21 protein-coding genes are annotated in these 25,024 nt (G+C 72.1%); 13 read left to right on the forward strand and 8 right to left on the reverse strand.

The genetic code is table 11. From position 1 onward, the window contains the following. Positions 1 to 135: 135 nt before the first annotated feature. A complete protein-coding gene (locus J8M51_RS41930) occupies positions 136 to 1,563 on the reverse strand; it encodes a zf-HC2 domain-containing protein (protein WP_398858020.1) in 1,428 nt (475 codons plus the stop codon). Positions 1,564 to 1,679: 116 nt separating this feature from the next. Next, positions 1,680 to 2,258: a sigma-70 family RNA polymerase sigma factor gene (locus J8M51_RS41935; RefSeq protein WP_086755909.1), complete on the reverse strand. Its 579-nt coding sequence runs from the start codon at positions 2,256 to 2,258 to the stop codon at positions 1,680 to 1,682. A 483-nt stretch (positions 2,259 to 2,741) separates the two neighbouring features. Between J8M51_RS41935 and J8M51_RS41940 the strand changes: the two genes are divergently transcribed. Together J8M51_RS41940 and J8M51_RS41945 are read left to right on the forward strand one after the other, a co-directional pair. Next, the gene (locus tag J8M51_RS41940; protein ID WP_086755910.1) at positions 2,742 to 3,149 is read left to right on the forward strand and encodes an STAS domain-containing protein; all 408 of its coding nucleotides are present in this window, start codon (positions 2,742 to 2,744) and stop codon (positions 3,147 to 3,149) included. A 169-nt stretch (positions 3,150 to 3,318) separates the two neighbouring features. Beyond that, positions 3,319 to 3,831 carry an EF-hand domain-containing protein gene (locus tag J8M51_RS41945; RefSeq protein WP_086755908.1) on the forward strand — a complete coding sequence of 171 codons (513 nt, stop codon included), beginning with the start codon at positions 3,319 to 3,321 and terminating at the stop codon, positions 3,829 to 3,831. On the opposite strand, the gene J8M51_RS41950 is transcribed toward J8M51_RS41945, so the two are convergent. After that, positions 3,810 to 5,330, reverse strand: coding sequence for a class I adenylate-forming enzyme family protein (locus J8M51_RS41950; protein WP_086755907.1), 1,521 nt, complete (start codon positions 5,328 to 5,330; stop codon positions 3,810 to 3,812). The genes J8M51_RS41945 and J8M51_RS41950 overlap by 22 nt on opposite strands. Positions 5,331 to 5,608: 278 nt before the next feature. Here J8M51_RS41950 and J8M51_RS41955 point away from each other — a divergent pair, with 278 nt between their 5' ends. The 4 genes from J8M51_RS41955 to J8M51_RS41970 all read left to right on the forward strand — a co-directional run bounded on the left by J8M51_RS41955 (position 5,609) and on the right by J8M51_RS41970 (position 10,022). Then, positions 5,609 to 6,814 (forward strand): amidohydrolase family protein, encoded by a 1,206-nt coding sequence (locus tag J8M51_RS41955; RefSeq protein WP_086755906.1) that lies wholly within the window; start codon positions 5,609 to 5,611, stop codon positions 6,812 to 6,814. Positions 6,815 to 6,826: 12 nt separating this feature from the next. Continuing rightward, complete coding sequence (locus J8M51_RS41960) at positions 6,827 to 7,957, forward strand: acyl-CoA dehydrogenase family protein (protein ID WP_267299995.1); 1,131 nt, start codon at positions 6,827 to 6,829, stop codon at positions 7,955 to 7,957. A 138-nt stretch (positions 7,958 to 8,095) separates the two neighbouring features. Then, the gene (locus J8M51_RS41965) at positions 8,096 to 8,983 is read left to right on the forward strand and encodes an acyl-CoA dehydrogenase family protein (RefSeq protein ID WP_267299996.1); all 888 of its coding nucleotides are present in this window, start codon (positions 8,096 to 8,098) and stop codon (positions 8,981 to 8,983) included. Between the two features lie 514 nt (positions 8,984 to 9,497). Next, positions 9,498 to 10,022, forward strand: a complete 525-nt coding sequence (locus J8M51_RS41970) for an ATP-binding protein (RefSeq protein WP_179203069.1) — start codon at positions 9,498 to 9,500, stop codon at positions 10,020 to 10,022. 436 nt (positions 10,023 to 10,458) lie between these two features. Here the strand turns inward: J8M51_RS41970 and J8M51_RS41975 are convergent, their stop codons facing one another. Further along, positions 10,459 to 11,400: a cyclase family protein gene (locus J8M51_RS41975; protein WP_216591769.1), complete on the reverse strand. Its 942-nt coding sequence runs from the start codon at positions 11,398 to 11,400 to the stop codon at positions 10,459 to 10,461. Between the two features lie 105 nt (positions 11,401 to 11,505). On the opposite strand from J8M51_RS41975, the gene J8M51_RS41980 reads away from it, so the two are divergent. The 3 genes from J8M51_RS41980 (at position 11,506) to J8M51_RS41990 (ending at position 14,884) form a co-directional block, all read left to right on the forward strand. Beyond that, on the forward strand, positions 11,506 to 12,417 hold the full coding sequence (locus J8M51_RS41980) for an SDR family NAD(P)-dependent oxidoreductase (protein WP_216591770.1): 912 nt from the start codon (positions 11,506 to 11,508) through the stop codon (positions 12,415 to 12,417). A 221-nt stretch (positions 12,418 to 12,638) separates the two neighbouring features. Beyond that, a complete protein-coding gene (locus J8M51_RS41985; RefSeq protein WP_267299997.1) occupies positions 12,639 to 13,814 on the forward strand; it encodes an acyl-CoA dehydrogenase family protein in 1,176 nt (391 codons plus the stop codon). Between the two features lie 20 nt (positions 13,815 to 13,834). Then, on the forward strand, positions 13,835 to 14,884 hold the full coding sequence (locus tag J8M51_RS41990) for a Zn-dependent alcohol dehydrogenase (RefSeq protein ID WP_267299998.1): 1,050 nt from the start codon (positions 13,835 to 13,837) through the stop codon (positions 14,882 to 14,884). A 3-nt stretch (positions 14,885 to 14,887) separates the two neighbouring features. Here the strand turns inward: J8M51_RS41990 and J8M51_RS41995 are convergent, their stop codons facing one another. Further along, positions 14,888 to 15,937 carry a GlxA family transcriptional regulator gene (locus tag J8M51_RS41995; RefSeq protein WP_086761751.1) on the reverse strand — a complete coding sequence of 350 codons (1,050 nt, stop codon included), beginning with the start codon at positions 15,935 to 15,937 and terminating at the stop codon, positions 14,888 to 14,890. Positions 15,938 to 16,008: 71 nt separating this feature from the next. Here J8M51_RS41995 and J8M51_RS42000 point away from each other — a divergent pair, with 71 nt between their 5' ends. Both J8M51_RS42000 and J8M51_RS42005 read left to right on the forward strand, forming a co-directional pair. Then, positions 16,009 to 17,391: an MFS transporter gene (locus J8M51_RS42000; protein ID WP_267299999.1), complete on the forward strand. Its 1,383-nt coding sequence runs from the start codon at positions 16,009 to 16,011 to the stop codon at positions 17,389 to 17,391. A gap of 79 nt (positions 17,392 to 17,470) precedes the next feature. After that, positions 17,471 to 18,019 carry a hypothetical protein gene (locus J8M51_RS42005; protein ID WP_256964267.1) on the forward strand — a complete coding sequence of 183 codons (549 nt, stop codon included), beginning with the start codon at positions 17,471 to 17,473 and terminating at the stop codon, positions 18,017 to 18,019. A gap of 75 nt (positions 18,020 to 18,094) precedes the next feature. Here J8M51_RS42005 and J8M51_RS42010 read toward each other — a convergent pair whose 3' ends face one another. Beyond that, complete coding sequence (locus J8M51_RS42010) at positions 18,095 to 19,561, reverse strand: non-reducing end alpha-L-arabinofuranosidase family hydrolase (RefSeq protein ID WP_086754898.1); 1,467 nt, start codon at positions 19,559 to 19,561, stop codon at positions 18,095 to 18,097. A gap of 641 nt (positions 19,562 to 20,202) precedes the next feature. Between J8M51_RS42010 and J8M51_RS42015 the strand changes: the two genes are divergently transcribed. Both J8M51_RS42015 and J8M51_RS42020 read left to right on the forward strand, forming a co-directional pair. Next, complete coding sequence (locus J8M51_RS42015; protein WP_086754897.1) at positions 20,203 to 21,633, forward strand: endo-1,4-beta-xylanase; 1,431 nt, start codon at positions 20,203 to 20,205, stop codon at positions 21,631 to 21,633. A 100-nt stretch (positions 21,634 to 21,733) separates the two neighbouring features. Next, the gene (locus J8M51_RS42020) at positions 21,734 to 23,032 is read left to right on the forward strand and encodes an RICIN domain-containing protein (RefSeq protein ID WP_216590751.1); all 1,299 of its coding nucleotides are present in this window, start codon (positions 21,734 to 21,736) and stop codon (positions 23,030 to 23,032) included. A gap of 256 nt (positions 23,033 to 23,288) precedes the next feature. On the opposite strand, the gene J8M51_RS42025 is transcribed toward J8M51_RS42020, so the two are convergent. Further along, complete coding sequence (locus tag J8M51_RS42025; RefSeq protein WP_256964269.1) at positions 23,289 to 23,999, reverse strand: flavin reductase family protein; 711 nt, start codon at positions 23,997 to 23,999, stop codon at positions 23,289 to 23,291. A gap of 110 nt (positions 24,000 to 24,109) precedes the next feature. After that, complete coding sequence (locus tag J8M51_RS42030) at positions 24,110 to 24,976, reverse strand: enoyl-CoA hydratase/isomerase family protein (protein WP_236067912.1); 867 nt, start codon at positions 24,974 to 24,976, stop codon at positions 24,110 to 24,112. Between the last annotated feature and the right edge of the window lie 48 nt (positions 24,977 to 25,024).

Raw genomic sequence — 25,024 nt, forward strand, 5'->3', positions numbered from 1 at the left:
GCCTACTGGCTCGGGGGCGTCTGTGTGCTCGGCGACCGCGGGTCCGGTGGGGCTTCTCGCGCCCACGCGGCGGAGCCGCATATTGATGCAGCCCCGCGCCCCTTCGAGGGCCGGTGGTCACCAGCGCCCCGCCCTCTACATCCGGCTCAGTGCCGCCGCCGCGAAGAGTACGTCCCGGATCGCCTCGCGGTCGCCGCCCTGGCCTGCGGCGGCCTCCTCCGGGGGGACGTGGCCGGCTGCGAGACGGCAGAACTCGACGCCGTCGAGGGCCACATGGGCCACCTCGTGGTCGGCGGAGCCGAGGGCCGCGGGGGAGTCGAGGGGGATGAGCCACTCGCCGCCGCCGGAGCCCTCGATCTCCAGACGGAGACTGCGGCCGGGCGCGCCGGCCGGGACGAGGTGGCGGCCGGGCGGGGACGCGAGCCCGGTCCGGCGGCGCTCGGCCAGGGAGACGGGCAGCATCCGGGCCGCGAGGTCGATCATCCCGTGCAGATGCCGGCCGGAGGGCGGCTCGTACGGGTAGTCCACGGCCTCCGCGATGTCCTCCGCATGGATCCAGCACTCGAACGCCCGGTCGAGCATCGCATCGCGCAGCGGCAGTTCGAAGCCGCCGTACGAGACCGGGAGACGGCCCGAGCCGGCGGAGTCGTCCGGGCCGCCGCCGCCCGTGAACGACGTCGTACGGACGATGTCGTGGCTCTGCTGCCGCCAGGGGGCGCGCAGGGCGCGGGTGGGCGGGAAGTGGGAGGCCTTCCAGTACGCCTCGGTGCGCGCCGCCGGTGAACCGTCGTCGGGCTCCTGCTCCGGCTTCAGCCGGGCGAGCGGATCGTCCAGACCGAGCGCGGACGCGACGAGTCCGTCGACGCTGAGCAGATGCGCGATGACCCCGGCGACGGTCGTACGCCGGCTCACCGGCCCGTCGCCCTCGAACCAGCGCAGCCGGACGGGGGCGTGCCAGTCGGCGGTGCCGATGTCCTGGAGCAGGGCGTCCAGCCGGGCCGTCTCCGCGTCGTACGGGGCGGCCCAGCGGGGGACGGGGATACGGGGCGGGCGGCGGCCCAGGCAGAGGTCGAGCACCTGGGTGCGCAGCGCCGGGTCCAGGTCCAGGCTCTCCGGCGGATGCAGCAGCCCCACGGCCTCCCGCAGCCGCCGCGCCTCGTCCGCGCATCCCCCGCACACCCCGAGGTGCTCCTCCACCGCCAGCGCCTCCTCCCCCGAACAGGCCGCCAGCGCCCAGGCCCCGAGCAGCGCCTTCAGCACCCGGTGCTCCAGCACGAGGGGAACGGCCGGCGACGCGGGCTCCGGGCGCGCCGGCGGGGCCGCCTCGGGCGCGGGGTCCGGCAGCGGCAGCCCGGTGTCCTCCACCGAGGTCCGCGGCAGCGGTATGCGCGGCGGTCCGGCCGGTCCGTCACCGCCGCCGCCCCGGGGGCCATCGGCCCCGGAGCCGCCGCCGAGTCCCGTTCCGCCGGCCTCGGGTGTGGCGTCGCCGCCGTCCGCGGAGTCCCCGGGCCTCGGCCCCTCGGCGGGCCCGTCCGGCCCGCCGGAGGCAGCGGCTCCGGGCAGGCCGTCGTCGGCCGGGTCGTCGTCCGACGGAGTCCGCGCCGCCGGGACGCGGCCGGTGCTCGGGTTCCGGGGGGTCGGCTCGTCGTCGTACGCCTCGTACGGGCTCGGGTCGCCGGTCACGGGGCGAGTCCGGGTTCGGGCGGGGCGCCGGAGGGGCGGGTGTCGTGGGCGGTGGAGAGGAGCTGGAGGCCGAGGCGGAGGCGGCGGCGGGCCTCGTCCGCGGTGACCCCGAGGTCGGTCGCGGTCTGCCGGTAGTCGCGGCGCTGGAAGTACGCCAGCTCCAGCGCGGCCCGCAGCGGGGTCGGCATGGCCTGCACTATGTAGTCGGCGCGGGCCGCGACCGAGGCGTGGTGCACCTTGCGTTCCAGGTCCTCCGCGGTGCCCGCGCCGCCCCGGGCGAGCGCGGCGGTCTCGGTGGCCCGCAGCCGCTGCACGGCCAGCCGGTGGGTCAGCGCCGCCACCCAGGACCGCAGCGGGCCCTGCTTGGGGTCGTACGCCTCGGGGTTCTCCCAGAGCTGGAGGAACACCTCGCGGGTGAGGGAGTCGGCCGCCCCCTCGTCGTCCAGGACGCGATGGGCGAGACCGTGCACGAGGGACGCGAACCGGTCGTACAGCTCACCGAGCGCCGCCGCCTCGCCGCGCGCCAGCCGCTGCTGCATCTTGCGGTCCCAGCGGGGCGGTGCGTCCTTCGCCATACGGCCCCCTCACCTGCTCGTACCTGCGCTGTTCCTGATGACCGGCTCGGTCCGCTTCCGGCCCGATTCCAGCCTGTGTGCCCTGCCGCCCCGAATGTAGTCGGCACCGCTGACCGCGCACGCCCCTTTATGGCAATGTGCGCCCCTCGTGAGGTCGGAGGTGGTATGCGCCTCCTGGGTAAGCCGTTTCCACGCCCTCACGTGGGCATCTGCCCGCCGTTCGTATGCTTGTACGACCTTGTATGGCGCCTGAACTGCAAGAATCGGATCGCTCGCGACCTCCTCTGGCCCATCTCTGGTCCATTTACGATCAATAGTCGATCACGTGTGACCGTACACGGTAGAAATCGCACCGAAAAGGCCCCGGAAATGGCTCGCTTACCACGCGCTTTCGGTGGGCCGCGGGTGTTTCATGGAACGACGGCGGGGCAGCCGCGCAAGCAGGAAGCGGTGCAGTGGCTTCCGGTTCGGCGACTGAGAGGCATCGCGGTGGCGTTCGAAGTGACGGACGGCGGACAGGGCGAGTGGGCCGTGCTGCATGTGTCCGGAGAGATGGATCTGCTCACGTCGCCCCTGCTCCGCCAGCGGGTGCACGAGGCGGTGGCCGACGGCCGCCGCAGTCTCGTCGTCGATCTCTCCGGCGTCGTCTTCTGCGACTCCAGCGGCGTGGGTGTGCTCATCGCCACCCGGCGGCTGATGCGTTCCTGCCATGGACGCCTGCGGCTGATCCTGCCCGCCGACGGCCACGCGGGCGGCGGCCCGGCCGAGGGCGCGCACGTCAACCGTGTCCTCGCCGCCCTCGGCGTCCGCCGCCTCTTCGACGTCCACCCGGACGTCCGCTCGGCGGTCGCCCCGGAGCCCGACGACGAGGCCGACCCGCTCTCGGCCTGACCCGCCGCACCTCACACAGTTGTCCCGGAATTCCCGCGGTCTTGGTACAAGCGCCGCTTTCGAGCACCGCCCGGGCCTCTGACGTCGTACGCTCCGTGCGAGAAGCACCTGCGAGCAGCAGCTGAAGTGCTTGAAGCACCCACATCACGTAAGGCGGGTCCGAAGAGACATGGTCAGCAGCGAGTACGAGCGCCGGATCGCCGCCCGGTTCGCCACCTTCGACCAGGACGGCAACGGCTGGATCGACCGCGAGGACTTCAGCGCGGCGAGCAAGGCGGTTCTCAACGAGTTCGGCACCACCGCCCGTTCGGACAAGGGCCAGGCCCTGTACGGCGGCGCCGAGGCCTTCTGGCAGGGCATGGCCGGCATAGCGGACCGGGACGGCGACCAGCGCATCACCCGGGACGAGTTCGTGAACGGCGCGGTCAAGCGGCTGCGCGACAACCCCGACCGTTTCGCCGAGATCGCCCGCCCCTTCCTGCACGCGGCCCTCGCCGTCGCGGACGCCGACGGGGACGGCCGGGCCACGGTCGAGGAGACCGCCCGGGTCCTCAAGGCCCTCGGCGCCCCCGAGGAGGTCGCCGCCGCTGCCGCCGCCACCCTCGACACCGACGCCGACGGCAAGGTGGACGAGGTCGAGGTCGTGAACGCCTTCGCCCGCTACTTCACCGTGCCCGAGTAGCGTTCCCGCAGCTTGTACTTGAGCACCTTGCGCAGGGTCTCGTTGCGCGGAAGGGCGTCCACCAGCTCCACCTGCTCCGGCAGCTTGTGGACGGACAGCCCTTCCGCGCGCAGCCACTCGCTCACCTCCCGCAGGGTCAACGGCCCGGCCCCCGGCGGCTGTTCGGCCACCTCGACCACCGCGCACACCCGCTCGCCGCGCTCCGCGTCCGGCAGTCCGATCACCGCCACGTCCCGGACGGCCGGGTGCCGGTGCAGCAGGTCCTCGATCTCCTTCGCCGAGATGTTCTCGCCCTTGCGGATGATGACGTCCTTGAGGCGCCCGGTCAGCACCAGATGGCCGCTGCCGGTGAGATGCCCGAGGTCGCCGGTGCGGAAGAACCCGTCCGCGTCGAAGGCCGCCGCCGACTGCGCCGGATCCAGATACCCCTGGCAGACGGCCTCGCCGCGCAGCCGCACCTCCCCGTTCTCCGCGATCCGGATCTCCATCCCGGCCGGCGGCCGCCCCTCCGTCGTCGCCAGGTTCTCCACGGTGTCGTCCGGCGCCCCCATCGTGATCATCGGGACCTCCGTCATGCCGTAGCCATGGGTGAGCTGGACGCCCATCTCCCGTACGACGGAGTGGTACACCTCGGGCGGCTTCGGGGCCCCGCCGCCCGCGAGCAGCCGCAGGGAGGGGATCACCGGCTCGTCCGGTCGCCCGCGCTGCTCGGCCAGGAACATCGAGTAGAACGCCGTCGAGCCGCCCGCCACCGTCACCCCGTGCTTGCGGTAGCCCTCCAGCGCGGCCGGCAGCGCGAAGTGCTCGAACAGCACGGCGGGGAAGCCGTACAGCAGCAGCATCACCAGATAGTCCGGGCCGCCTATGTGCGCGTACGGGAAGGCGATCGAGCCGATGTCGTCCGGGGTGAGCCGGAGCGCGTGGGCGAGACAGGAGCCGCCCGCGATCAGTGAACGGTCCGTGTGCAGGACGCCCTTGGGGTCGGAGGTGGTGCCCGAGGTCCAGTAGATCCAGCGGACCGAGGTGCCGTCGGCGGGCGGCGCGGGGAGTGTGGCGGGGTCCCCGTCCGGGAGCCGGTCGTACGCCTCGAAGACCCCCCGTGCCGCCAGCCGCCCCGCCATCTCCGTGTGGTCGAATCCCCGCCACTCGCCGGGTACGGCGAAGAACTCGGCCCCGGACTCCCGCAGCGCGAAGCCGACCTCGCGGTCGCGGTAGAAGGGGATGACCGGGGACTGGACGGCACCGAGACGGGCCAGCGCGAGGGAGAGCAGGACCGTCTCGATCCGGGTGGGCAGCTGCCAGGCGACGACCGTGCCGGGGCGTACGCCCCTGTCGTACAGCCCGGCCGCCACCCGCTCGGCGCGGGCGCGCAGCTCGCCGAAGCCCAGCGTCCGGTCGTCCTGGAGCAGTGCGGGCCGGTCGGGGGTGAGGTCGGCGCGGCGGGCGAGGAGTTCCCAGAGGGTGCGGGACTCGCCGAGCGCGTGGGCGGTGTCGGTCACGGAGGCCCCCTTTTTTGAGGCTCGGTTCGCCTCCGGGGCGCTCCAGTCGGTGTCGAGCCCACGACCGTGCTCGACCCTGCGGGCCTCCGCGCGCTCGCGGGCTCGACATCGACGCGCCCCTTCGGCTCACTCGCCACTATCTGACGCCTTGTCAGATCGTGGGCAGAGCGTAGGGCCGGGCGCCTTGTCGGTCCAGGGGTGCGCCACTAGCCTGCTGGGAGAGGCTTAGCTGACGGCCCGTCAGATACAGCTCGGACCCGGCCCGGTGGAGGGGACCCATGACCGAACTGCCCCGCATCATCAGCGTCGACGACCATGTGATCGAGCCCGCGCACCTCTTCGACACCTGGCTGCCGGAGAAGTACCGCGACCGGGGGCCGAAACCCCTGACGGCCGGGATCGGCGAGCTGGCGTACGTCGCCGGCAAGTACCAGATCACGATGGACCCCGAGGGGCAGCCGACGGACTGGTGGATCTACGAGGACCTGAAGTTCCCGTACAAGCGGAACATCGCGGCCGTCGGGTTCGACCGGGACGAGATGACGCTGGAGGGGATCACCCGCGAGGAGATGCGGCGCGGCTGCTGGGACCCCAAGGCGCGGCTCGCGGACATGGACCTCAACCACGTCGAGGCCTCCCTCTGCTTCCCGACCTTCCCCCGCTTCTGCGGACAGACCTTCGCCGAGGCGCACGACAAGGAGGTCGCCCTGGCCTGCGTCCGCGCCTACAACGACTGGATGGTCGAGGAGTGGTGCGGTGACAGCGGCGGCCGGCTGATCCCGCTCTGCCTGATCCCCCTGTGGGACATCGACCTCGCCGTCGAGGAGATCAGGCGCAACGCCGCCCGGGGCGTCCGCGCCGTCACCTTCTCCGAGATCCCCACCTACCTCGGTCTGCCGTCCATCCACTCCGGCTACTGGGACCCCTTCTTCGCGGTCTGCCAGGAGACCGGCACGGTCGTCAACATGCACATCGGCTCCAGCTCCCAGATGCCCGCCGCCTCCCCGGACGCGCCCCCCGCCGTCCAGGCCTCGCTCTCCTTCAACAACGCGATGGCCTCGATGATGGACTTCCTCTTCAGCGGCGTCCTGGTGAAGTTCCCGACCCTCAAACTCGCCTACAGCGAGGGGCAGATGGGCTGGATCCCGTACGCCCTGGAGCGCGCCGACGACGTATGGGAGGAGCACCGCGCCTGGGGCGGGGTGCGCGACCTGATCCCCGAACCGCCGTCGACGTACTACTACCGGCAGATGTACTGCTGCTTCTTCCGCGACAAGCACGGCGTCGCCTCGCTGGACGTCGTCGGGCGGGACAACGCGACCTTCGAGACCGACTACCCGCACGTCGACTCGACCTTCCCGCACACCAAGGAGGTCGCCCTCGACCACGTCAAGGGCCTCGACGACGAGACGGTCTACAAGCTGATGCGCGGCAACGCGATCCGCATGCTCGGCCTGGACTTCGACCGCGACCTCCGCAGGTAGGGGCCCCGGGCGATGGATCTCGCGTACAGCCCGGAGCAGGAGGCGTTCCGGGCGCGGCTGCGGGAGTGGCTGGCGAAGACGCTCCCCTCGCTGCCGCCCAAGCCGTCGCCCGACGACTGGCCGGGGCGGCGCGCCTACGACCTCGGCTGGCAGCGGACGCTGTACGACGCCGGGTACGCCGACGTCCACTGGGACGCCTCGCCGACCACCCGGCTGATCTTCCTGGAGGAGACGGAGAAGGCGGGCGCCCCCTATGTGGGCGCGGGGTTCGTCGGGCTGCTGCACGCCGGGCCCACCATCGCCGCCGAGGGGACGGCCGGGCAGCGGGCGCGCTGGCTGCCGCCGATCCTGCGCGGCGAGGAGGTCTGGTGCCAGGGGTTCAGCGAGCCGGACGCCGGTTCCGACCTCGCGTCGCTGCGCACCCGCGCGCGCCGGGAGGGCGACGAGTACGTCGTCAGCGGCTCCAAGATCTGGACCTCGCACGCCGAAGTCGCCGACTGGTGCGAGCTGTTGGTACGGACGGACGCCTCGGCACCCAAGCACCGGGGCATCTCCTGGCTGGCCATGCCGATGGACGCGCCCGGCGTGACCGTACGGCCGCTGCGCACCCTCGCCGGCTCGACCGAGTTCGCCGAGGTCTTCCTCGACGACGTACGGGTGCCGGTCGCCAACCGGGTGGGGGACGAGAACGACGGGTGGCGCGTGACCATGGTGACGCTCTCCTTCGAGCGGGGGACGGCGTTCGTGGGCGAAGTCGTCGCCTGTCGTCGCGTGTTGGGGGAGATCGCGCGGGAGGCCAGGGCGAACGGGTGCTGGGACGACTCCGGCGTACGGCGGCGGCTCGGACGGCTGAACGCGGAGCTCCGGGCGCTGTGGCGGCTCACCCAGTGGAACGTGAGCGAGGCGGAGGCCTCCGGCGGGGTGCCGGGGGTCGGGGGGTCGGTCTTCAAGCTGCGGTACTCGCGGGTGCGGCAGGAGTTGTACGACGTGGCGGCCGAGGTGCTGGGGGCGGGGGCGCTCGATCTGGGGGAGCGGTGGGTGCTGGACCGGCTGAGTTCGTTGTCGTACACGATCGCGGCGGGGACGTCGGAGGTGCAGCGGAACATCGTGGGGGAGCGGATTCTGGGGTTGCCGAAGGGGTGAGTGGGGGTGGGGGGCGCCTAGGGGGGTGGGGGCGTGGGTTCGTTGGCGGGTGCGGGTTCGGTGGGGGTTCTCGCGCAGTTCCCCGCGCCCCTTCAGGGCGCGCTGGTGTGCTCGGGGTTTCTAAGGGGCTGGTGGCTGGTGCGGTTTCGACTCACGGATGACCAACTGGCGTTGCGGAGCGGTGTGCGGGAGGTGTTGGGGCGGGTCTTCGGGGCGGAGGCGTTGTGGGCCGCCGTCGAGGCGGGTGGGCGGCTGGACCGGGGGCTGTGGCGGGAGTTGGGGGCGGCGGGGTTCTTCTCGCTGCGGTTGCCCGAGGCCGAGGGCGGGGTGGGGCTCGGGGTGCCGGAGGCGGTGCTGGTGTTCGAGGAGGCGGGGCGGGCGCTGCTGCCCGGGCCGCTCGTGGCCACGCATCTCGCGGCGGGTGTGGTGCCGGGAGCGGCGGCCGGGGAGGCCGTGGTGAGCGCCGTCGGGGGCGGCGGGCTGGTGGAGTGGCTGGACGAGGCCGACGTGGTGACCGGGGACGCGACCGGGGCCGTACCGCTGAGGTCGCTGGATCCGCTGACGCCGTTGCACCGGGTGCCGGGGGGTGGTTCCGGCGCCCGTCCCGATGATCTGTTCGTACTGCTCACCGCCGCCGAGCAGGTGGGCACGGCCGTCCGGTCCTGCGAGGCCGCGGTGCAACACGCCCGGACCCGGGAGCAGTTCGGGCGGCCGGTCGGGGCGTTCCAGGCGGTCAAGCATCTCTGCGCCGAACTGCTGGTGCGGGTGGAGGTGGCGCGGGCGGCGGTGTACGCGGCGGCCGTGACCGTCGACCCGGTGGACATCGCGGCGGCCCGGCTGCTCGCCGACGAGGCGGCGGTGCGCGGAGCCCGCGACTGTCTCCAGGTGCACGGCGGCATGGGGTTCACCTGGGAGGCCGACGTACACCTGTGTCTGAAGCGGGCGTGGGTACGGGCGGAACGTGGCGGATCGGTCACGGAGAGTGAGGAGTTGCTGGCGGGGGAACTGCTGATCGAGGCCGGGTGAGCGCGCTGACCAGGGTGGGAACGGAAATGTGTGGCGGTGGTTCGGTCGAATGTCGCGGAACGTGGCATACCGGAATTACCGAGCGTTGATACCGTGTTGTGTCCTAGGTGTGACTTGTCACGGCCTGGAGTCGGAGTTCCGCTCCGGTACCTTCTGGTGGATGCGAGTGGTTCCGAGGTCGAGCCGAGCCGGTGTTGCCCCTGTGGCGGCCCCGCGAGCGGCGGTGCGCGGCGCTCGTGAAGTGGGCCGGAGTCTCGACGCCCCGGCCTGTTCGACTCCCCGCGATGAGCGTCGCACAGTATGCCGTACGCGTACTCCTTCGCGCTGGAATATGCCCGAAGCGCTTGTTGGGGTGACTGTACGTCAACCATGCTGTCCTGTAAGGGGATCACGTTCCGTGATCCCGGTGCCGACGGTGTCGATGGCGGTGGCGTCGGCCAGGCAGCAGATGACCACGATCGTGGCCCCTCGGGGGCGTGCGGCGATGTGTCCGCCGGTTCGGATGGTGTGAGCGGTGCAGGTGCTTCAAGTGCAGCTGGAGATCCGGCCCGACCCCGCAGAGGTGGGTCGCGCACGGAGATGGGCCCGTTCACGGCTCGCCGGGTCCGGGATAGGGGACGACGAGCCGCTCGGCGAGACGCTGATCCTCCTCGTCTCCGAGCTGGTCACCAACGCGGTCGTGCACACCGGTCGTCCGGCGGTGCTGCGGCTGCTGCTGTCCGCGTCGCGGGACGGCACGGTCGGCAAGGTCCGCCTGGAGGTCGCCGACACCAGCGCGTGTCCGCCGGCCCCGCGATGCGCCGACGGTGACGAGACGGGCGGGCGCGGTCTCGCCCTCGTCGAGGTCCTCGCGGACCGCTGGGGCTGGTCCCACGAGGGCGTCGGCAAACGCATCTGGTGCGAGCTGGACCGGGTGGTGCCGGGGGCTTCCGCGGTGGTGACTCCCGCGGTCTATCCGGCGTGCGGCGTGGTCACGGGTGTCGCCGCGGTGGCCCGGGAGAGCCTGGTGCGTGACGGGCTGGCGTACGAGGCGGTGTAGGCCGGGGCGCAGCCCCCAGGGGCGCGGGGCGGTATCGATGTGCGGCTCCGCCGCGTGGGCGCGAGAAGCCCCACCGGCCTGTACCCGCCGATGAGTCCGCACCCCCGAGTCGTGAGGCGCGCGCGGTCACTCGTCTTCGCGCCGCACACACCGCGCGCGAGCGCATGACGTCGGGCGGCCGGCGGGCGGGGGCCTGTCCGTGCGCCCGGACGTGCTTCCCTGCGCACCGTCGAGGCACCCGTCTCGTCCCCGAACGGGTGTTGACGTGTCATGCCCGTTTGATCACGCTTGTGTTCAGCGATTCGCCGCGAGGGGACGACGAGGGTCTCGGTGACGGAGGCCCTCGACGAGCGTGGGTCGTGTTGCGGCGGCGCGCGGTGCGGTGTTCGGGGCGGGCGGCGGCGCGCCGCCAACCGCCCTGGAGGGCGGCCGTGTTCTAGAGGACGGCGATCGGTGCCACCGGTGTGCCCGTCGCGCCGACGAACGGCTCGGGCATCGCCGAGAGCAGGAAGTCGTACCGCCCGGCTTGTCCACAGGCTGTGGACAACTCCTCCAGATTCCAGTTCTGCCCCTGCGGCATGCCCATCTCGACCAGGTCCAGCGCGTGCACCGGCAGCCACAGGTCCTCGACCTCCGGCGGGAAGATCTCGAAGGTCAGGGTGTCATTGGCGACGGCCGCGACATCGCGCGCGTGGAACCACTCGGGGGTGCGCAGCGACAGGCCCGGCGACGGGAACGCGTACGCGTGCTTGTCCCCGGTGAGATAGGCCCGGATCTGCCCGGTGCGGACCAGGACGATGTCGCCCGCCCGTACCCGTGTGCCCGCCAACTCCTCGGCCGCGTCCAGGTCTTCGGGGGTGACGGCGTGGTGGCCGGGCAGCCGGTCGTCGCCGAGGCCGAGGGCGCGCGGGATGTCCAGGAGCACTCCGCGCGAGACGATGTGCCGGGCCTTGTCGATGCCGGCGAAGGCCGCGCCGCCGTGCGGGGTGATGGTGTCCGCCGGGCGGCCGTTGTAGATCCGGCCCGAGTGCGAGACATGGGTGAGCGCGTCCCAGTGGGTGGCCGCCTGGAGCCCCATGGTCACGGCGTCGTCGCTGCACGCGACCGTGCCCGGACCGAAGATCTCCTGGTTGATCTGCACCATCGCGTGCAGCGGGTTCACCCGGCCCGGCATCATCCCCGTCTGTACGCCGTCCTGTTGCAGGGGCAGCGCCAGCGGTACGCGGCGGCCGGAGCGGACCGAGGCGGCGGCCTCCCGGACGACCTCGTCGGTGATCAGGTTGAGGGTGCCGATCTCGTCGTCCGGTCCCCAACGGCCCCAGTTGTTCACGCGTTTGGCGATGTCGGTGAACGCGGCGAACTCCGTGGGCGATGACATCGGGCCTCCCCGGGGCTTGTGTCGGTGTATCTGACGGGTCGTAGAATCGCCGTGCGAGCAGATCTAACGGTCCGTCAGAAACCGCGATGAGGGGAAGGGGCCGGGGTGGGAAACTTCTTGGCAGGCAAGGTCGTCGCCGTCACGGGCGCGGGGCGGGGCATCGGCCGGGCGGTCGCCCTCGGCGCCGCCGCCGAGGGCGCGCGGGTCGTCGTCAACGACTACGGCGTCTCCGTCGACGGCTCCGCACCCACCAGCGCCGTCGCCGAGACCGTGGTCAAGGAGATCGAGGCGGCCGGCGGCGAGGCCGTAGCCGTCGCCGACGACATCTCCACGATGGCCGGCGGACAGCGGGTGGTGGACGCGGCGGTCGAGACGTACGGGCGGATCGACGGGGTCGTGTGCGTCGCCGGAATCCTGCGGGAGCGGATGCTCTTCAACATGGCCGAGGAGGAGTGGGACCCGGTCATCGCCACCCATCTCAAGGGCACGTTCACGGTGTTCCGGGCCGCGTCCGCCGTCATGCGGAAGCAACGGGCCGGAACCCTGATCGGGTTCACCAGCGGCAACCACCAGGGGTCCGTCTCCCAGGCCAACTACAGCGCGGCCAAGGGCGGCATCATCTCGCTGGTGCGCAGCGCGGCGCTCGGGCTGCACCGGTACGGGGTGACCGCGAACGCGGTGGCCCCGGTGGCGCGTACGCGGATGTCGGCCGGGGTGCCGATGGAGCTGACCGAGATCGGTGAGCCGGAGGACGTGGCCGCGTTCGTGGTGTACCTGCTGTCGGAACGGGCCCGGGAGGCGCGGATCACCGGGCAGGTGTACACCGTGGCCGGGCCGAAGATCGCGGTGTGGGCGCAGCCGCGGGAGCTGCGCTCGGCCTACGCGGAGGAGGGGTGGACCCCGGAGCGGATCGCGGAGGTGCTGCCGGGGGCGGTGGGGGTGGATCCGATGCCGATGCTGGAGCGGGTGGAGGGGATGGCTCGGGCCGCGGCGGCGGGGGCTCGGCCGAACGCGTGAGGGGGTGGGGTGCGTTGGCGGGTGCGGGTGCGTTGTGGTTGCTCGCGCAGTTCCCCGCGCCCCTGAAAAGCAGGGGCTGCGCCCCGTGCTTTTCGTCCCGAAAGGGCCGCAGGCCTCTTTCAGGGGCGCGGGGAACTGCGCGAGAAGCCCCACCGGACCCGCACCCGCCGACGCACCCCACAACGCACCACCATCGGCGCGGCGTTCCACTTGGAGGTGGCATGGACTTCGGGTTCGGCGAAGAGGATGAGGCGTTTCGGGCGGAGGTCAGGGCCTGGCTGGGGGCGCACGCCGGAGTGGGTGCGGACCGGCGGGTCTGGGAGCGGACGCTCGGGGCCGCCGGGTGGATCGGGCTCGGGTGGGCGGAGGGCGGGTACGGGAACCGGACGGCCACGCTGACCCAGCAGGTCGTGTGGGCGGAGGAGTACGCGCGGGCGGACGTACCCGCCCGGTCGGGCCACATCGGGGAGAAGCTGCTCGCGCCGACCCTGATCGCGTTCGGGAGCGAGGAACAGAAGCGGCGGTTCCTGCCGGCGATCGCGCGGGGCGACGAGCTGTGGTGCCAGGGGTACAGCGAACCCGGGGCCGGGTCCGACCTCGCCGGGGTACGGACGAAGGCCGAGCGGGCGGAGGACGGGGCGTCGTACCGGATCACCGGGCAGAAGATCTGGACCTCGCTCGCCCATGAGGCGGACTGGTGTTTCGTGCTGGCCCGGACCGAGGCGGGCTCCCGGCGGCACCACGGACTGTCGCTGCTGCTCGTGCCGATGGACCAGCCGGGGCGGATCGAGGTGCGGCCGATCCGGCAGCTGACCGGGACGAGCGAGTTCAACGAGGTGTTCTTCGACGGGGCGCACGCCCGCGCGGAGCATGTCGTCGGGGGCGCGGGCGATGGCTGGCGCGTGGCCATGGGGCTGCTCGGCTTCGAGCGCGGGGTGTCGACCCTCGCCCAGCAGATCGGGTTCGAGAAGGAGTTGGGGGACGTCGTACGGGCCGCCGTGGACAGCGGGGCCGCGGACGATCCCGTCGTACGGGACCGGCTCGTCCGGCAGTGGGCGGAGCTGAAGGTCATGCGGTGGAACGCCCTGCGGACGCTCGGCGGGGCGGAGGGGGGCGCGGAGCCGGGCGCGCCGAGCGTGGCCAAGTTGCTGTGGGCGCGCTGGCACCGGCGGCTCGGGGAGCTGGCGATGGAGGTGCGGGGCGCGGGGGCGGTGGTCGGGCCTCGGGAGTGGTCGGCCCGGGAGCCGTACGCGCTCGATCCGTTCCAGTACCTGTTCCTGTTCAGCCGGGCCGACACGATCTACGGCGGTTCGGACGAGGTGCAGCGCACGATCGTCGCCGAGCGGGTGCTCGGTCTGCCGCGGGAGCCGAGAGAACCGAGTGAGCCGAGAGGCTGAGACGCCGGAGGGCGGGAGCCATGCGCGGAGTGGTGTTCGACGGGAAGCGGGCCGAGGTCGTCGACGACCTGGACGTACGGGAGCCGGGCCCCGGTGAGGTGCGGGTGGCCGTGTCGGCCGCGGGGCTCTGCCACAGCGATCTGTCGGTGGTGGACGGGACCATCCCCTTCCCCGTCCCCGTGGTGCTCGGACACGAGGGCGCGGGGGTCGTGGAGGCGGTGGGGGCGGGGGTCCGGCACGTCCGGCCCGGGGACCATGTGGCCCTGTCCACCCTCGCCAACTGCGGGGCCTGCGCCGACTGCGACCGGGGGCGGCCGACCATGTGCCGCAGGGCGATCGGGCGGCCCACCCGGCCGTTCTCGCGGGGCGGGCGGGAGGTGTTCCAGTTCGCCGCGAACTCCGCCTTCGCGGAGCGGACGGTGGTCAAGGCCGTGCAGGCGGTACCGATCCCGGACGACATCCCCCTCACCTCCGCCGCGCTGATCGGGTGCGGGGTCCTGACCGGCGTCGGCGCGGTGCTGAACCGGGCCCGGGTCGACCGGGGGGAGAGCGTCGTCGTGATCGGGGCCGGGGGGATCGGGCTCAACGTCGTACAGGGCGCGCGGATCGCGGGGGCGACGCGGATCGTCGCCGTGGACGCCAACCCGGAGAAGGAGGCGGTGGCCCGGCGGTTCGGGGCCACGCACTTCCTCACCTCCGTGGACGGCGTACGGGACGTCCTCCCCACCGGCGCCGACCACGCGTTCGAGTGCGTCGGCCGGGTCGAGCTCGTCCGCCAGGCGATCGACCTCCTCGACCGGCACGGCCAGGCGGTCCTCCTCGGCGTCCCGGCCGCCACCGCCGAGGCGTCCTTCCTCGTCTCCTCCCTCTACCTGGACAAGTCGATCCTCGGCTGCCGCTACGGCTCCTCGCGGCCCCAGTACGACATCGCCCTGTACGCAGGCCTGTACCGGGAGGGCCGCCTCCTCCTGGACGAGCTGGTCACCGCCACGTACCCCGTCGAGGACTTCGCGAAGGCGGCCGAGGACGCGGCGGAGGGCCGGGTGGCACGGGCCGTGCTCACGTTCTGACCGTCAGGCGCGGCTGCTGCGGAACGTCCGGCGGTAGGCGGTCGGGGTCACTCCCAGGGTGTTCTGGAGGTGCTGGCGCATCGACTGGGGTGTGCCGAAGCCCGCCGCGTCGGCGATCCGGTCGATGGTGAGGTCGGTGGACTCCAGCAGGTGGCGGGCGCGTTCGACGCGTTGCCCGGCGAGCCACTGGCCGGGGCTGACACCCGCCTCCTCACGGAAGCGGCGGGTGAAGGTGCGCACGGACATGGACTCCCGCGCGGCCATGTCACGGAGCTGGATCGGCTCGTGCAGGTGGGCCAGGGCCCACGCGCGCGCGGCGGTCGTGGTCGCGGACTGCGGCTCGGGCAGGGGCCGCTCGATGTACTGCGCCTGCCCGCCGTCCCGGTGCGGCGGTACGACCGTGCGCCGGGCCACGTCGTTGGCGACGGCGGTGCCGTGGTCGCGGCGTACGAGGTGCAGGCACAGGTCGATCCCGGACGCGACGCCCGCCGAGGTGAGGACGTCGCCGTCGTCGACGAAGAGGACGTCCGCGTCGACCCGCACCTTCGGGAAGAGCCCCTGGAAATGCTCGGCGTGGTACCAGTGCGTGGTCGCCGGGCGGCCGTCGAGGTAGCCGGCCGCGGCCAGGACGTAGCCGCCGGTGCAGATGGAGACCAGCCGGGTTCCCGGGCGGATGTGGGCGAGGGCGGCGGACAGTTCCGGGGTGAGGACGCCCTCCTCGTAGACCGGGCCCAACTCGTACGAGGCGGGGACGACGACCGTGTCGGCCGTGGCGAGGGTCTCCGGGCCGTTCGCGACGAGGATCTCGAAGTCGGCGTCCGTCTCCACCGGGCCGGGCGGCCGGACCGAGCAGGTGGCGATGTCGTACAGCGACCGCCCCGCCGCGTCCCGCGCCTTGCCGAAGATGCGCTGCGGGATGCCGAGTTCGAAGGGGAGCAGTCCGTCGAGGGCCAGCACGACGACGCGGTGGCGGGTGGGAGGGGCTCCGGTCGTGGTTGTGGTCGCGGCCCGATCCGTGGCCTGATCTGTGGCCTGATCTGTGGCCTGATGCATGGCCCGATCCTAGCCAATGCTGTCCTTCCGGCCACTCGTTCGACGGGATCGCAGGTCGGAAGCTTGACGGCATGACGCAGACAGCCGACGACGCCCCGATCGCCGACGCCGATCCCGAGGCCGGCGCCGATCCCGAGGCCGGCGCCGACGCGCGTACCGCTGCTGACGCCCGTGCCCGCCGGGTCCGGGTCCACCGGGCCTGGTTCGTCGCCGCCGTCACCTTTGTGACGATCATCGGGGCGGCGGCCTTCCGCTCCCTGCCGGGGCTGCTGATCGACCCGCTGCACCAGGAGTTCGACTGGTCGCGCGGCACGATCGCGTCGGCGGTCGCGGTCAATCTGGCGCTGTACGGTCTGACGGCCCCGTTCGCCGCCGCGCTGATGGACCGCTACGGCATCCGCCGGGTCGTCGCGGTGGCCCTGACGGTGATCGCGGTCGGGGCCGGTTCGACGGTGTGGATGACCTCGGCCTGGCAGCTGATGCTCTGCTGGGGCCTGCTGGTGGGGCTCGGCTCCGGTTCGATGGCGCTGGCCTTCGCGGCGACCGTCACCGACCGCTGGTTCACCCGGCGGCGTGGTCTGGTCTCGGGCATCCTGACCGCCGCCTCGGCCTCCGGGCAGCTGATCTTCCTGCCGCTGCTGTCGTGGATCGTCTCCGAGCGCGGCTGGCGGCCCGCCTCCGTCACCGTGGCCCTCGCCGCGCTGGCCGTCGTCCCCTTCGTCTGGCTCCTGCTGCGCGACCACCCGGCGGACGTGGGGCTGAAGCCGTACGGGGCGAAGGAGTTCGTGCCGAAGCCGGAGCCGGTGCGGGGGGCGGCCCGGCGGGCGGTGACGGTGCTGTTCTCGGCGATGCGGACGGGGCCGTTCTGGCTGCTGGCCGGCACGTTCGCGATCTGCGGCGCCTCCACCAACGGTCTCGTCCAGACCCATTTCGTGCCCGCCGCCCACGACCACGGCATGCCCATCACGGCGGCGGCCTCGCTGCTGGCGGTCATCGGGGTCTTCGACGTCCTCGGCACGATCGCCTCGGGCTGGTTCACCGACCGCTTCGACTCCCGGCGGCTGCTGGCGGTGTACTACGCGTTCCGGGGCGTCTCGCTCCTCTTCCTCCCGATGCTCCTCGCCCCCGCCGTCCACCTCCCGATGATCTTCTTCATCGTCTTCTACGGCCTCGACTGGGTCGCCACCGTCCCGCCCACCATGGCCCTGTGCCGCGAGCACTACGGCGAGGACAGCGCCATCGTCTTCGGCTGGGTCCTCGCCTCCCACCAGGTCGGCGCCGCCCTCGTCGCCTTCCTCGGCGGCCTCGCCCGCGACACCTTCGGCTCGTACGACGTCGTCTGGTACGCCTCGGGCGCGCTGTGCGCGGCGGCGGCGCTGATGGCGCTGGTGATCCGGCGGCGGCCGGTGGGGCGGGCGGGGCAGCCGGGGGGCGCGGGGGTGGCGGTGGCCTGACCCCGGCCCGTCGCGCGGTCCGCGTGGGGCAACCGTTTCGGCCGGGGCACACTCCCTGTAGGAGGGGAGGGTGCTGGTGATGATGTACATGGCAACGGCGGGGGCGACGGACGAGGACGCGTCCGGTCGCGGTGCCGCGCCGTCGGCGGTGTCGATGGCGGTGCTGGGCGTGGAGGGCGCGCTGCTGTGCGCGGTGCTGTCCCTGGCCGCGCTCGACGCCGACTCGGGGCCGGGCGACGCGCTCGGAGGGCCGTCCTTCGGGGTTCTCCTGCTCTCCCCGCTGCTCCTGCTGCTCGTCCTCTTCGCGGCCACCGTACTGACCGTGGGCTATGTCCTGCCCGCCCTGCTGCTCGCCCACTGGACCGCCCGGCAGCTCACCGGCCGTATCGCCTGGTGGTGGATCCCGCCCGCCTGCACCCTGTGGGTCCTGCCCGCCCTCGCCGTCCCGTCCTGGCACCTCGCCGCCCTCGCGCTCTACGCGACGGTCCTGCCCCCGGCCCTGGCCGCCCACCACACCCTCGTACGCGCGGACCGGGGCCGCCCGGTCCAGCCCTGCGCGTCGATCCTCCTGTGGGGGGCGCTGGCCGTGGTGTGTGTGGTGGTCGTGGGGGTGGCGGTGGTGGGTTAGGAGCGGGCCGGGCCGGGTGCCCGGGCCGGGTCTCCGCCCGGCCCGGGCACCTGTGCGGACCCTGTTCTCACACCGTCAGCGCTGCAGGGTCAGCAGGCCCGGGCGGTAGGGCAGGAGGCCGTAGTCCCCGCTGGAGTTGGGGCTGCGGCCCTGGTAGAGCAGCTGCAGTCGGCAGGGGTCGACGGTCATGGTCTGATCGGCGCTGGAGCGGATCAGCTCACCGTGGCTGATGTCGTTGGTCCAGCCGGCTCCGCTGTTGGCCTTGCCGGCGAACGGGTTGCTCTCGGTCGTGGCCTGGGGGGTCCACGAGCCGTTCAGGCTGGTGGCCGTGAAGGAGCGGAAGTAGCGGCCCTGTGAGCCGATCGCCTCGACGATCATTAGGTAGCGGTTCTGGCCCTGCAGCTTGTAGACCTGCGGGGCTTCGAACAGGTTGTTCCTCGTGTCGCTCATGACCACGGTGGAGGTCGCGCCGAAGCTGCCGGGGAAGTTCCCGATCGGCATGCTCGCCCGGTAGATCCTGCCGTTGTCGCCGGCGAAGAACAGGTACATGTTCGTGCCGTCACCGATGAGCGTCTGGTCGATGGGGCCTGTCCCGGAGTCGGAGATGCTTCCGGTGAAGAGCACCTGCGGGGACGACCAGCCGTTCGGGTTGGTGGGGTCGCTCGACGTCCGGTAGGAGAAGGCGGTCCCACCCCACTGGTAGGCCAGCACCCAGATGTTCTTCGGCGCGAAGTAGAACAGGGACGGCGCGACGGTGGAGGACGACATCGTGTTCTGGGCGGCCGAGCCCATCTGCGACCAGTCGGTGAACAGGCCGAAGTTCATCGACCCCCAGCGCGTCCCCGTGTCGTGCGTCGTCGCGTAGACGAGCTGCCTGCCGTTGTAGGGGGCGACGGTGAAGTCCTTGAGCGAGACCCATCCCGACTTGGGCTGCGCCAGCGCGCCCGTCGACGTCCAGCGGTAGGACGACGGAAGGTCGCACGAGCCGGAGCCGTCGCCGCCGACCTTGACGAGCTGCCACTGCTGGTTGGTGCCGCCCCAGTCGTCGTACTGCACGACGTTCGCGTTGTCGGCGGTGCCGGCGCCCTGTACTTCGAGGGCCTTGTCGCTGTGGCGCGCGATGAGCCGTACGTAGCCGTCGGAGCTGTCGGCCAGCCGCCACTGCTGGTTGGTGCCGTTCAGGTCGGCCCACTGGACGATCGTGCCGCCGTTCGCCGTGGACAGGTTGTGGACGTCGAGCACCTTGCCCGAGTGACGGGACTTGACGCGGTAGTAGCCGCCGCCGGAGTCGACGAACTGCCACTGCTGCTGGGCCTGGTCGTTCCTGGTCCACTGCGTGATGCGGGCGCCGTCGTCGGTCGCCCTGTTGTGGACGTCCAGGGCCTTGCCGCTGTTGCGGTTGACCAGCACGTACGAGGCGTTGGGGTCGACGGTCGCGGCGGCGGCGGGCTGGGCGCCGAGGAAGGCGGCCACGAGCAGCAGCGGCGCGAGGACCGCGAGCAGGCGTCTCGGACCGATCGGGGACGGGCGGCGGAACCACATCAGAAGGGCCTCCTTGGGGACGGGGTGAGGCGGCGCCGATGCATCAGCGGAGCGGTCGTACCGGGAGCGGGGAACTGCTTCGAAACATTCGAAGAATGCACCGAACCTTTGACGCCACAAGCTAGGAATGGGGACCTCTTCGGTCAAGAGCTGTCGCCGATCTGTCTACAAACAGCTCCTTGTGGCGCCCCGGGGAGGCGGTGGCAAGGCGCGACAACCCAAGGGGGACAAAGGTGGGGGGAGTTGAGTGGGCGACGCTCGGTCGCTCGGTATGTTTCCGAAAGATTCGATCGGTCATCGGAAACTTTCTTGGTGATGAGTATTGACGATTCACTGTCAATCCCTCAATCATCCCTCTCTGAGTGGCCGGCCACGGTCCGGGACTCCGGACCGCTTCGCCCTCGACGGCTGCGCCGCACGGTCGCTCCCACACAGCCGCACACGGATCCGCGGATCCGTCCTTCGAAGCATCGGCGCCACCCCGTTCCCGTTCCGGTGAGTTCGAGACCGGCGCGTCCCGGCTGCTCGCGCGGCCGTGGAGACGACCGACCGGCCGCCGTCCCGTGCCGGCCGGGAGCGGACGACGTGTTCCCCGCTCTTTCGATCCCCGCGTGATGTCCACCTCGTCTGGAGGCACAGTCATGGGCTCGTACGCCCTTCGCGGACCCGCCGTCCGCCCGAAGATCCGCGGCCTGTCGCTGACGCTGTTCGCCGGCGTCCTCGCCACGGTCGCCGCGCTGATCGCGCCACCGGCCGCACACGCCGCCGAGAGCACGCTCGGCGCCGCCGCGGCACAGAGCGGCCGCTACTTCGGCACCGCCATCGCCTCCGGCAGGCTGGGCGACTCGGCGTACACGTCGATCGCGAACCGTGAGTTCAACTCGGTGACGGCCGAGAACGAGATGAAGATCGACGCCACCGAACCGCAGCGCGGCCAGTTCACCTTCGCCGCCGCCGACCGTGTCTACAACTGGGCGGTGCAGAACGGCAAACAGGTGCGCGGCCACACCCTGGCCTGGCACTCCCAGCAGCCCGGCTGGATGCAGAGCCTCAGCGGCAGCAGCCTGCGCCAGGCCATGATCGGCCACATCAACGGCGTGATGGCCCACTACAAGGGCAGGATCGCCCAGTGGGACGTCGTGAACGAGGCCTTCGCCGACGGCAGTTCCGGAGCGCGGCGCGACTCCAACCTGCAGCGCACCGGCAACGACTGGATCGAGGTCGCCTTCCGCACCGCGCGCGCCGCCGACCCGGCCGCCAAGCTCTGCTACAACGACTACAACGTCGAGAACTGGACCTGGGCCAAGACCCAGGCCATGTACTCCATGGTCCGGGACTTCAAGCAGCGCGGCGTGCCGATCGACTGCGTCGGCTTCCAGTCGCACTTCAACAACGGCAGCCCCTACCACAGCAACTTCCGCACCACCCTGCAGAACTTCGCCGCCCTCGGCGTCGACGTCGCCATCACCGAACTCGACATCCAGGGCGCCTCGGGCACGACGTACGCCAACGTGACCAACGACTGTCTGGCCGTCCCGCGCTGCCTCGGCATCACCGTCTGGGGCGTGCGCGACTCCGACTCCTGGCGGCCGGAGCACACACCGCTGCTGTTCAACCGCGACGGAAGCAAGAAGCCCGCCTACACCTCGGTCCTCGGCGCACTCAACGGCGGCACTCCCACGCCGCCCGCGGACGCCCGGCCGGTCAAGGGCGTCGGCTCGGGCCGCTGTCTGGACGTGCCCGGCACCAGCACCACCGACGGTACCCAGCTCCAGCTGTGGGACTGCCACAACGGCACCAACCAGCAGTGGACGCACACCGCCGCCGGTGAGCTGAGGGTCTACGGCGACAAGTGCCTGGACGCCGCCGGCACCGCCGGCGGCACCAAGGTCCAGATCTACGGCTGCTGGGGCGGCGACAACCAGAAGTGGCGCGTCAACTCCGACGGAACCATCGTCGGCGCGCAGTCCGGTCTCTGCCTCGACGCCGTCAACGGCGGCACCGCCAACGGCACCCTGATCCAGCTCTCCTCCTGCTCGGGCGGCAGCGGCCAGCGCTGGTCCCGTGCCTGAGGGGATCCCTCACCGACGAAAGGGTGAACCGATGAAGACCCACGGTGCGGCCCACCCCGCCGCTCCCGCACGACACCGCTGGTGGTCCCGGGTCGCGGCGCTGGCGGCGGCGACCCTCACGATCGGCATGCTCGCCGCGGTGCACCCGGCGCCCGCAGAGGCGGCGACGGTGGACACCGACGCCTGGTACGTCCTGGTCAACCGCAACAGCGGCAAGGCCCTCGACGTCACCGGCGCGTCCACCGCCGACGGCACGCGGGTCAGCCAGCGCACGCGCGACGACGGCACCCACCAGCAGTGGCGGTTCACGGACTCCGGCGACGGTTTCTACCGCCTCAGGGCCCGGCATTCGGACAAGGTCCTCGACGTGGCCGGCGCCTCCACCGCGGACGGTGCCGCGATCCAGCAGTGGGCCGACCACAACGGGGCCAACCAGCAGTTCCGCCTGGCCGACTCCGACGGGGGCCACGTCCGGCTGGTCAACCGCACCAGCGGCAAGGCGGTGGAGGTACAGGGCGCCTCCACCGCGGACGGCGGCGCCGTCGTCCAGTACACCGACTGGGGCGGCGCCAACCAGCAATGGCAGATGGTCAAGATGTCGTCCGGCGGCGCGGGCGGATGCGGCAACGCCCCGGCCCTGGCGAGCGGTACGCACACGATCCAGAGCGGCGGCAAGAGCCGCAGCTTCATCCTCAGGGTTCCCGCCAACTACGACAACAGCCGCCCCTACCGGCTGATCTTCGCCTTCCACTGGCGGGGCGGCACCGCCGGCGACGTCGCCTCGGGCGGCACCAGCGGCAGCGCCTGGTCCTACTACGGCCAGCAGGAACAGTCCGGCAACAGCGCGATCCTCGTCGCCCCCCAGGGCCTCGGAAACGGCTGGGGCAACGCGGGCGGTGAGGACGTCGTCTTCGTCGACGACATGATCCGACGCATCGAGGGCGGCCTCTGTGTCAACCCGGGACAGCGCTTCGCCACCGGATTCAGCTGGGGCGGCGGGATGAGCTACGCGCTCGCCTGCGGCCGGGCGAACGTCTTCCGGGCCGTCGCGGTCATCTCCGGCGCCCAGATCAGCGGGTGCGACGGCGGCTCCCAGCCCATCGCCTACCTCGGCATCCACGGTATCGGCGACTCCGTCCTCAGCATCGGACAAGGCCGGTCCCTGCGCGACAAGTTCGTCGGCAACAACGGCTGCACCCCCCAGAGCCCGCGTGAGCCCGCGCCGGGCAGCCGCACCCACATCACCACCGCCTACTCGGGCTGCCGTGCCGGATACCCGGTCCGATGGGCCGCGTTCGACGGAGGCCACATCCCCGGCCCGGTCGACGGCTCCTCCGGCGAGAGCGGCGTCACGACCTGGACCAAGGCGGAGATCTGGAGGTTCTTCGCACAGTTCTGAGCACGGTTCGGATGACAGCGTGTCCGCACCTGGGGCGGGTTGACCGGCGGCCTTCCCGCCCTAAGGCCCTTCTGATGGATCTCCGCGGCGTCGCGACGCCCGGCACGCACTCCCCCACTGCCTCAAGGGCGTGGGGGGACCCCCAGCCGCACGGCGCGAAGGGCCAGGTGGCTCCGCCACAAGACCCTCCACGCCGCACGCCGAGCGCACGCACCGAACGCCGCTCCTTCTCCCACAGAGATCCATCAGAAGGGCCCTAGCCGGTGGTGAACCCGCCGAAGCGGCCCCGGTGGAACAACAGGGGTGCGCTCTCCTCCGGGCCGGCACCGGTCCCGGCCCCAGTGCCGGTCCCGTCCTCGTCCCCCGTGGTCCCCAGTGACTCCACCCGGCCCACCACGATCAGATGGTCGCCGCCGGTGTGGACGGCGTGGACGGTGCAGTCGATCCAGGCGACGGCGCCCGTCAGACGGGGGGAGCCCGTGGTGGGGGCGGGGGTGTGGGAGACACCGGCGAACTTGTCCGTGCCGCTCGCCGCGAAACGCCGGCACAACCCGCCCTGCTCCGCGGCGAGCACGTTCACGCAGAAGACACCCGCGCGAGCGATGCGGGGCCAGGTCGTCGACGTACGGCCGACCATGAAGACCACGAGGGGCGGGTCGAGGGAGAGGGCGGAGAAGGACTGGCAGGCGAAGCCGGCGGGGCGGCTGTCGGGGGTCTCGCCCGGGACGCCGTCCGCCGGGGGCGGTGCCGGGGCGGTGATGACCGTGACGCCCGTCGCAAAGTTGCCCAGGACGCGGCGGAACTCGGTCTGGTCGACCGGGGCCCGCTCGTTCTCGCCGACGCAGCGCAGCTCGGGGCGGGGGAGCGCGTCCACGACCGGTGGCGCGCTCGTCGTCCCACGGCTCCTGTCCGCCGGATCCGCTCTCAGGTAACGGACGGCGGCGGCCGCCATTCCCGCGTGTCCCATCATGTCGACGATTGAAACTGACAGACCGTCAGAAGTGAAGTGCCGTCGCCCGCCGAGGTTGTGCGAGCTTGCTCAGGGCTGTCTCATGGCCGTCGGCGCCATCGTCATCGTCAGCGGCCTTCGAAGCGCGGGGTCCGTCGCTCCACGAAGCCCGCCACGCCCTCCTGGGCGTCGGCCGTCGTCATGTTGATCTCCTGGGCGGCGGCCTCGGCGGCGAAGGCGGTGGCGCGGTCGGTGTCGAGGGAGGTGTTGACCAGGTGTTTGGTCAGGGCCAGGGCGCGCGTCGGACCGGCGGCCAGCCGTTCCGCCCACTCCCGGGCCGTCTTCTCCAACTCCGGCGCGGGGACGACACGGTTGACCAGGCCGAGGCGCTCCGCCTCGGCGGCGGACAGGGCGTCCCCGAAGAACATCAGCTCCTTCGCCCGCTGAGGGCCGACGAGGCGGGGGAGTAGATACGCGCCGCCGCCGTCGGGGACCAGACCCCTCCGTACGAACACCTCGATGAAACGGGCTTCCTCGGCCGCCAGGACCAGATCGCAGGCGAGGGCGAGGTGCGCGCCGAGGCCGGCCGCGGTGCCGTTCACCGCCGCGATCACCGGCTTCTCGCAGTCGAGGACGGCCCCGACGAGGCGCTGGGCGCCGAGCCGGATCATGCGCGCCACGTCACCGGGCACCCGCGCCTCGCCGCCGGTCGTCCCGCCGCCCGCGCCGCCCCGCAGGTCCGCTCCCGCGCAGAAGCCGCGGCCGGTGGCCGTGATGACGACCGCGCGCACGGCGGGGTCGGCGGAGGCGTCGGAGAGCAGGCCGATGAGGCGTTCCCGCTGGTCGGGGGTGAGGGCGTTCATCGCCTCGGGGCGGTTGAGGGTGATCCACGAGACGGCGTTGTCAGTGGCGTGCAGTAACAATGAGTCACGGGATTTTTCCGGCTGTTCGGGCTGTTCCGTCTGTTTCGGCTGTTCGAGGGGGGAAGCGGGCATGTGGGTGCTCCTGTTCTTACGCGGGGTGAGGGACGTGGTGGGGGTGGT

This window comes from Streptomyces griseiscabiei (assembly GCF_020010925.1).
GTDB classification, from domain to species: Bacteria; Actinomycetota; Actinomycetes; order Streptomycetales; family Streptomycetaceae; genus Streptomyces; species Streptomyces griseiscabiei.

What these genes read in the sequence shown, in the direction of transcription:
- J8M51_RS41935 (WP_086755909.1), bottom strand. Translation starts at nt 2,258, where the DNA reads ATGGCGAAGGACGCACCGCCCCGCTGGGACCGCAAGATGCAGCAGCGG.
- J8M51_RS41945 (WP_086755908.1), top strand. Translation starts at nt 3,319, where the DNA reads ATGGTCAGCAGCGAGTACGAGCGCCGGATCGCCGCCCGGTTCGCCACC.
- J8M51_RS41955 (WP_086755906.1), top strand. Translation starts at nt 5,609, where the DNA reads ATGACCGAACTGCCCCGCATCATCAGCGTCGACGACCATGTGATCGAG.
- J8M51_RS41960 (WP_267299995.1), top strand. Translation starts at nt 6,827, where the DNA reads ATGGATCTCGCGTACAGCCCGGAGCAGGAGGCGTTCCGGGCGCGGCTG.
- J8M51_RS41975 (WP_216591769.1), bottom strand. Translation starts at nt 11,400, where the DNA reads ATGTCATCGCCCACGGAGTTCGCCGCGTTCACCGACATCGCCAAACGC.
- J8M51_RS41985 (WP_267299997.1), top strand. Translation starts at nt 12,639, where the DNA reads ATGGACTTCGGGTTCGGCGAAGAGGATGAGGCGTTTCGGGCGGAGGTC.
- J8M51_RS41990 (WP_267299998.1), top strand. Translation starts at nt 13,835, where the DNA reads ATGCGCGGAGTGGTGTTCGACGGGAAGCGGGCCGAGGTCGTCGACGAC.
- J8M51_RS41995 (WP_086761751.1), bottom strand. Translation starts at nt 15,937, where the DNA reads ATGCATCAGGCCACAGATCAGGCCACAGATCAGGCCACGGATCGGGCC.
- J8M51_RS42000 (WP_267299999.1), top strand. Translation starts at nt 16,009, where the DNA reads ATGACGCAGACAGCCGACGACGCCCCGATCGCCGACGCCGATCCCGAG.
- J8M51_RS42005 (WP_256964267.1), top strand. Translation starts at nt 17,471, where the DNA reads ATGATGTACATGGCAACGGCGGGGGCGACGGACGAGGACGCGTCCGGT.
- J8M51_RS42010 (WP_086754898.1), bottom strand. Translation starts at nt 19,561, where the DNA reads ATGTGGTTCCGCCGCCCGTCCCCGATCGGTCCGAGACGCCTGCTCGCG.
- J8M51_RS42015 (WP_086754897.1), top strand. Translation starts at nt 20,203, where the DNA reads ATGGGCTCGTACGCCCTTCGCGGACCCGCCGTCCGCCCGAAGATCCGC.
- J8M51_RS42025 (WP_256964269.1), bottom strand. Translation starts at nt 23,999, where the DNA reads ATGGGACACGCGGGAATGGCGGCCGCCGCCGTCCGTTACCTGAGAGCG.
- J8M51_RS42030 (WP_236067912.1), bottom strand. Translation starts at nt 24,976, where the DNA reads ATGCCCGCTTCCCCCCTCGAACAGCCGAAACAGACGGAACAGCCCGAA.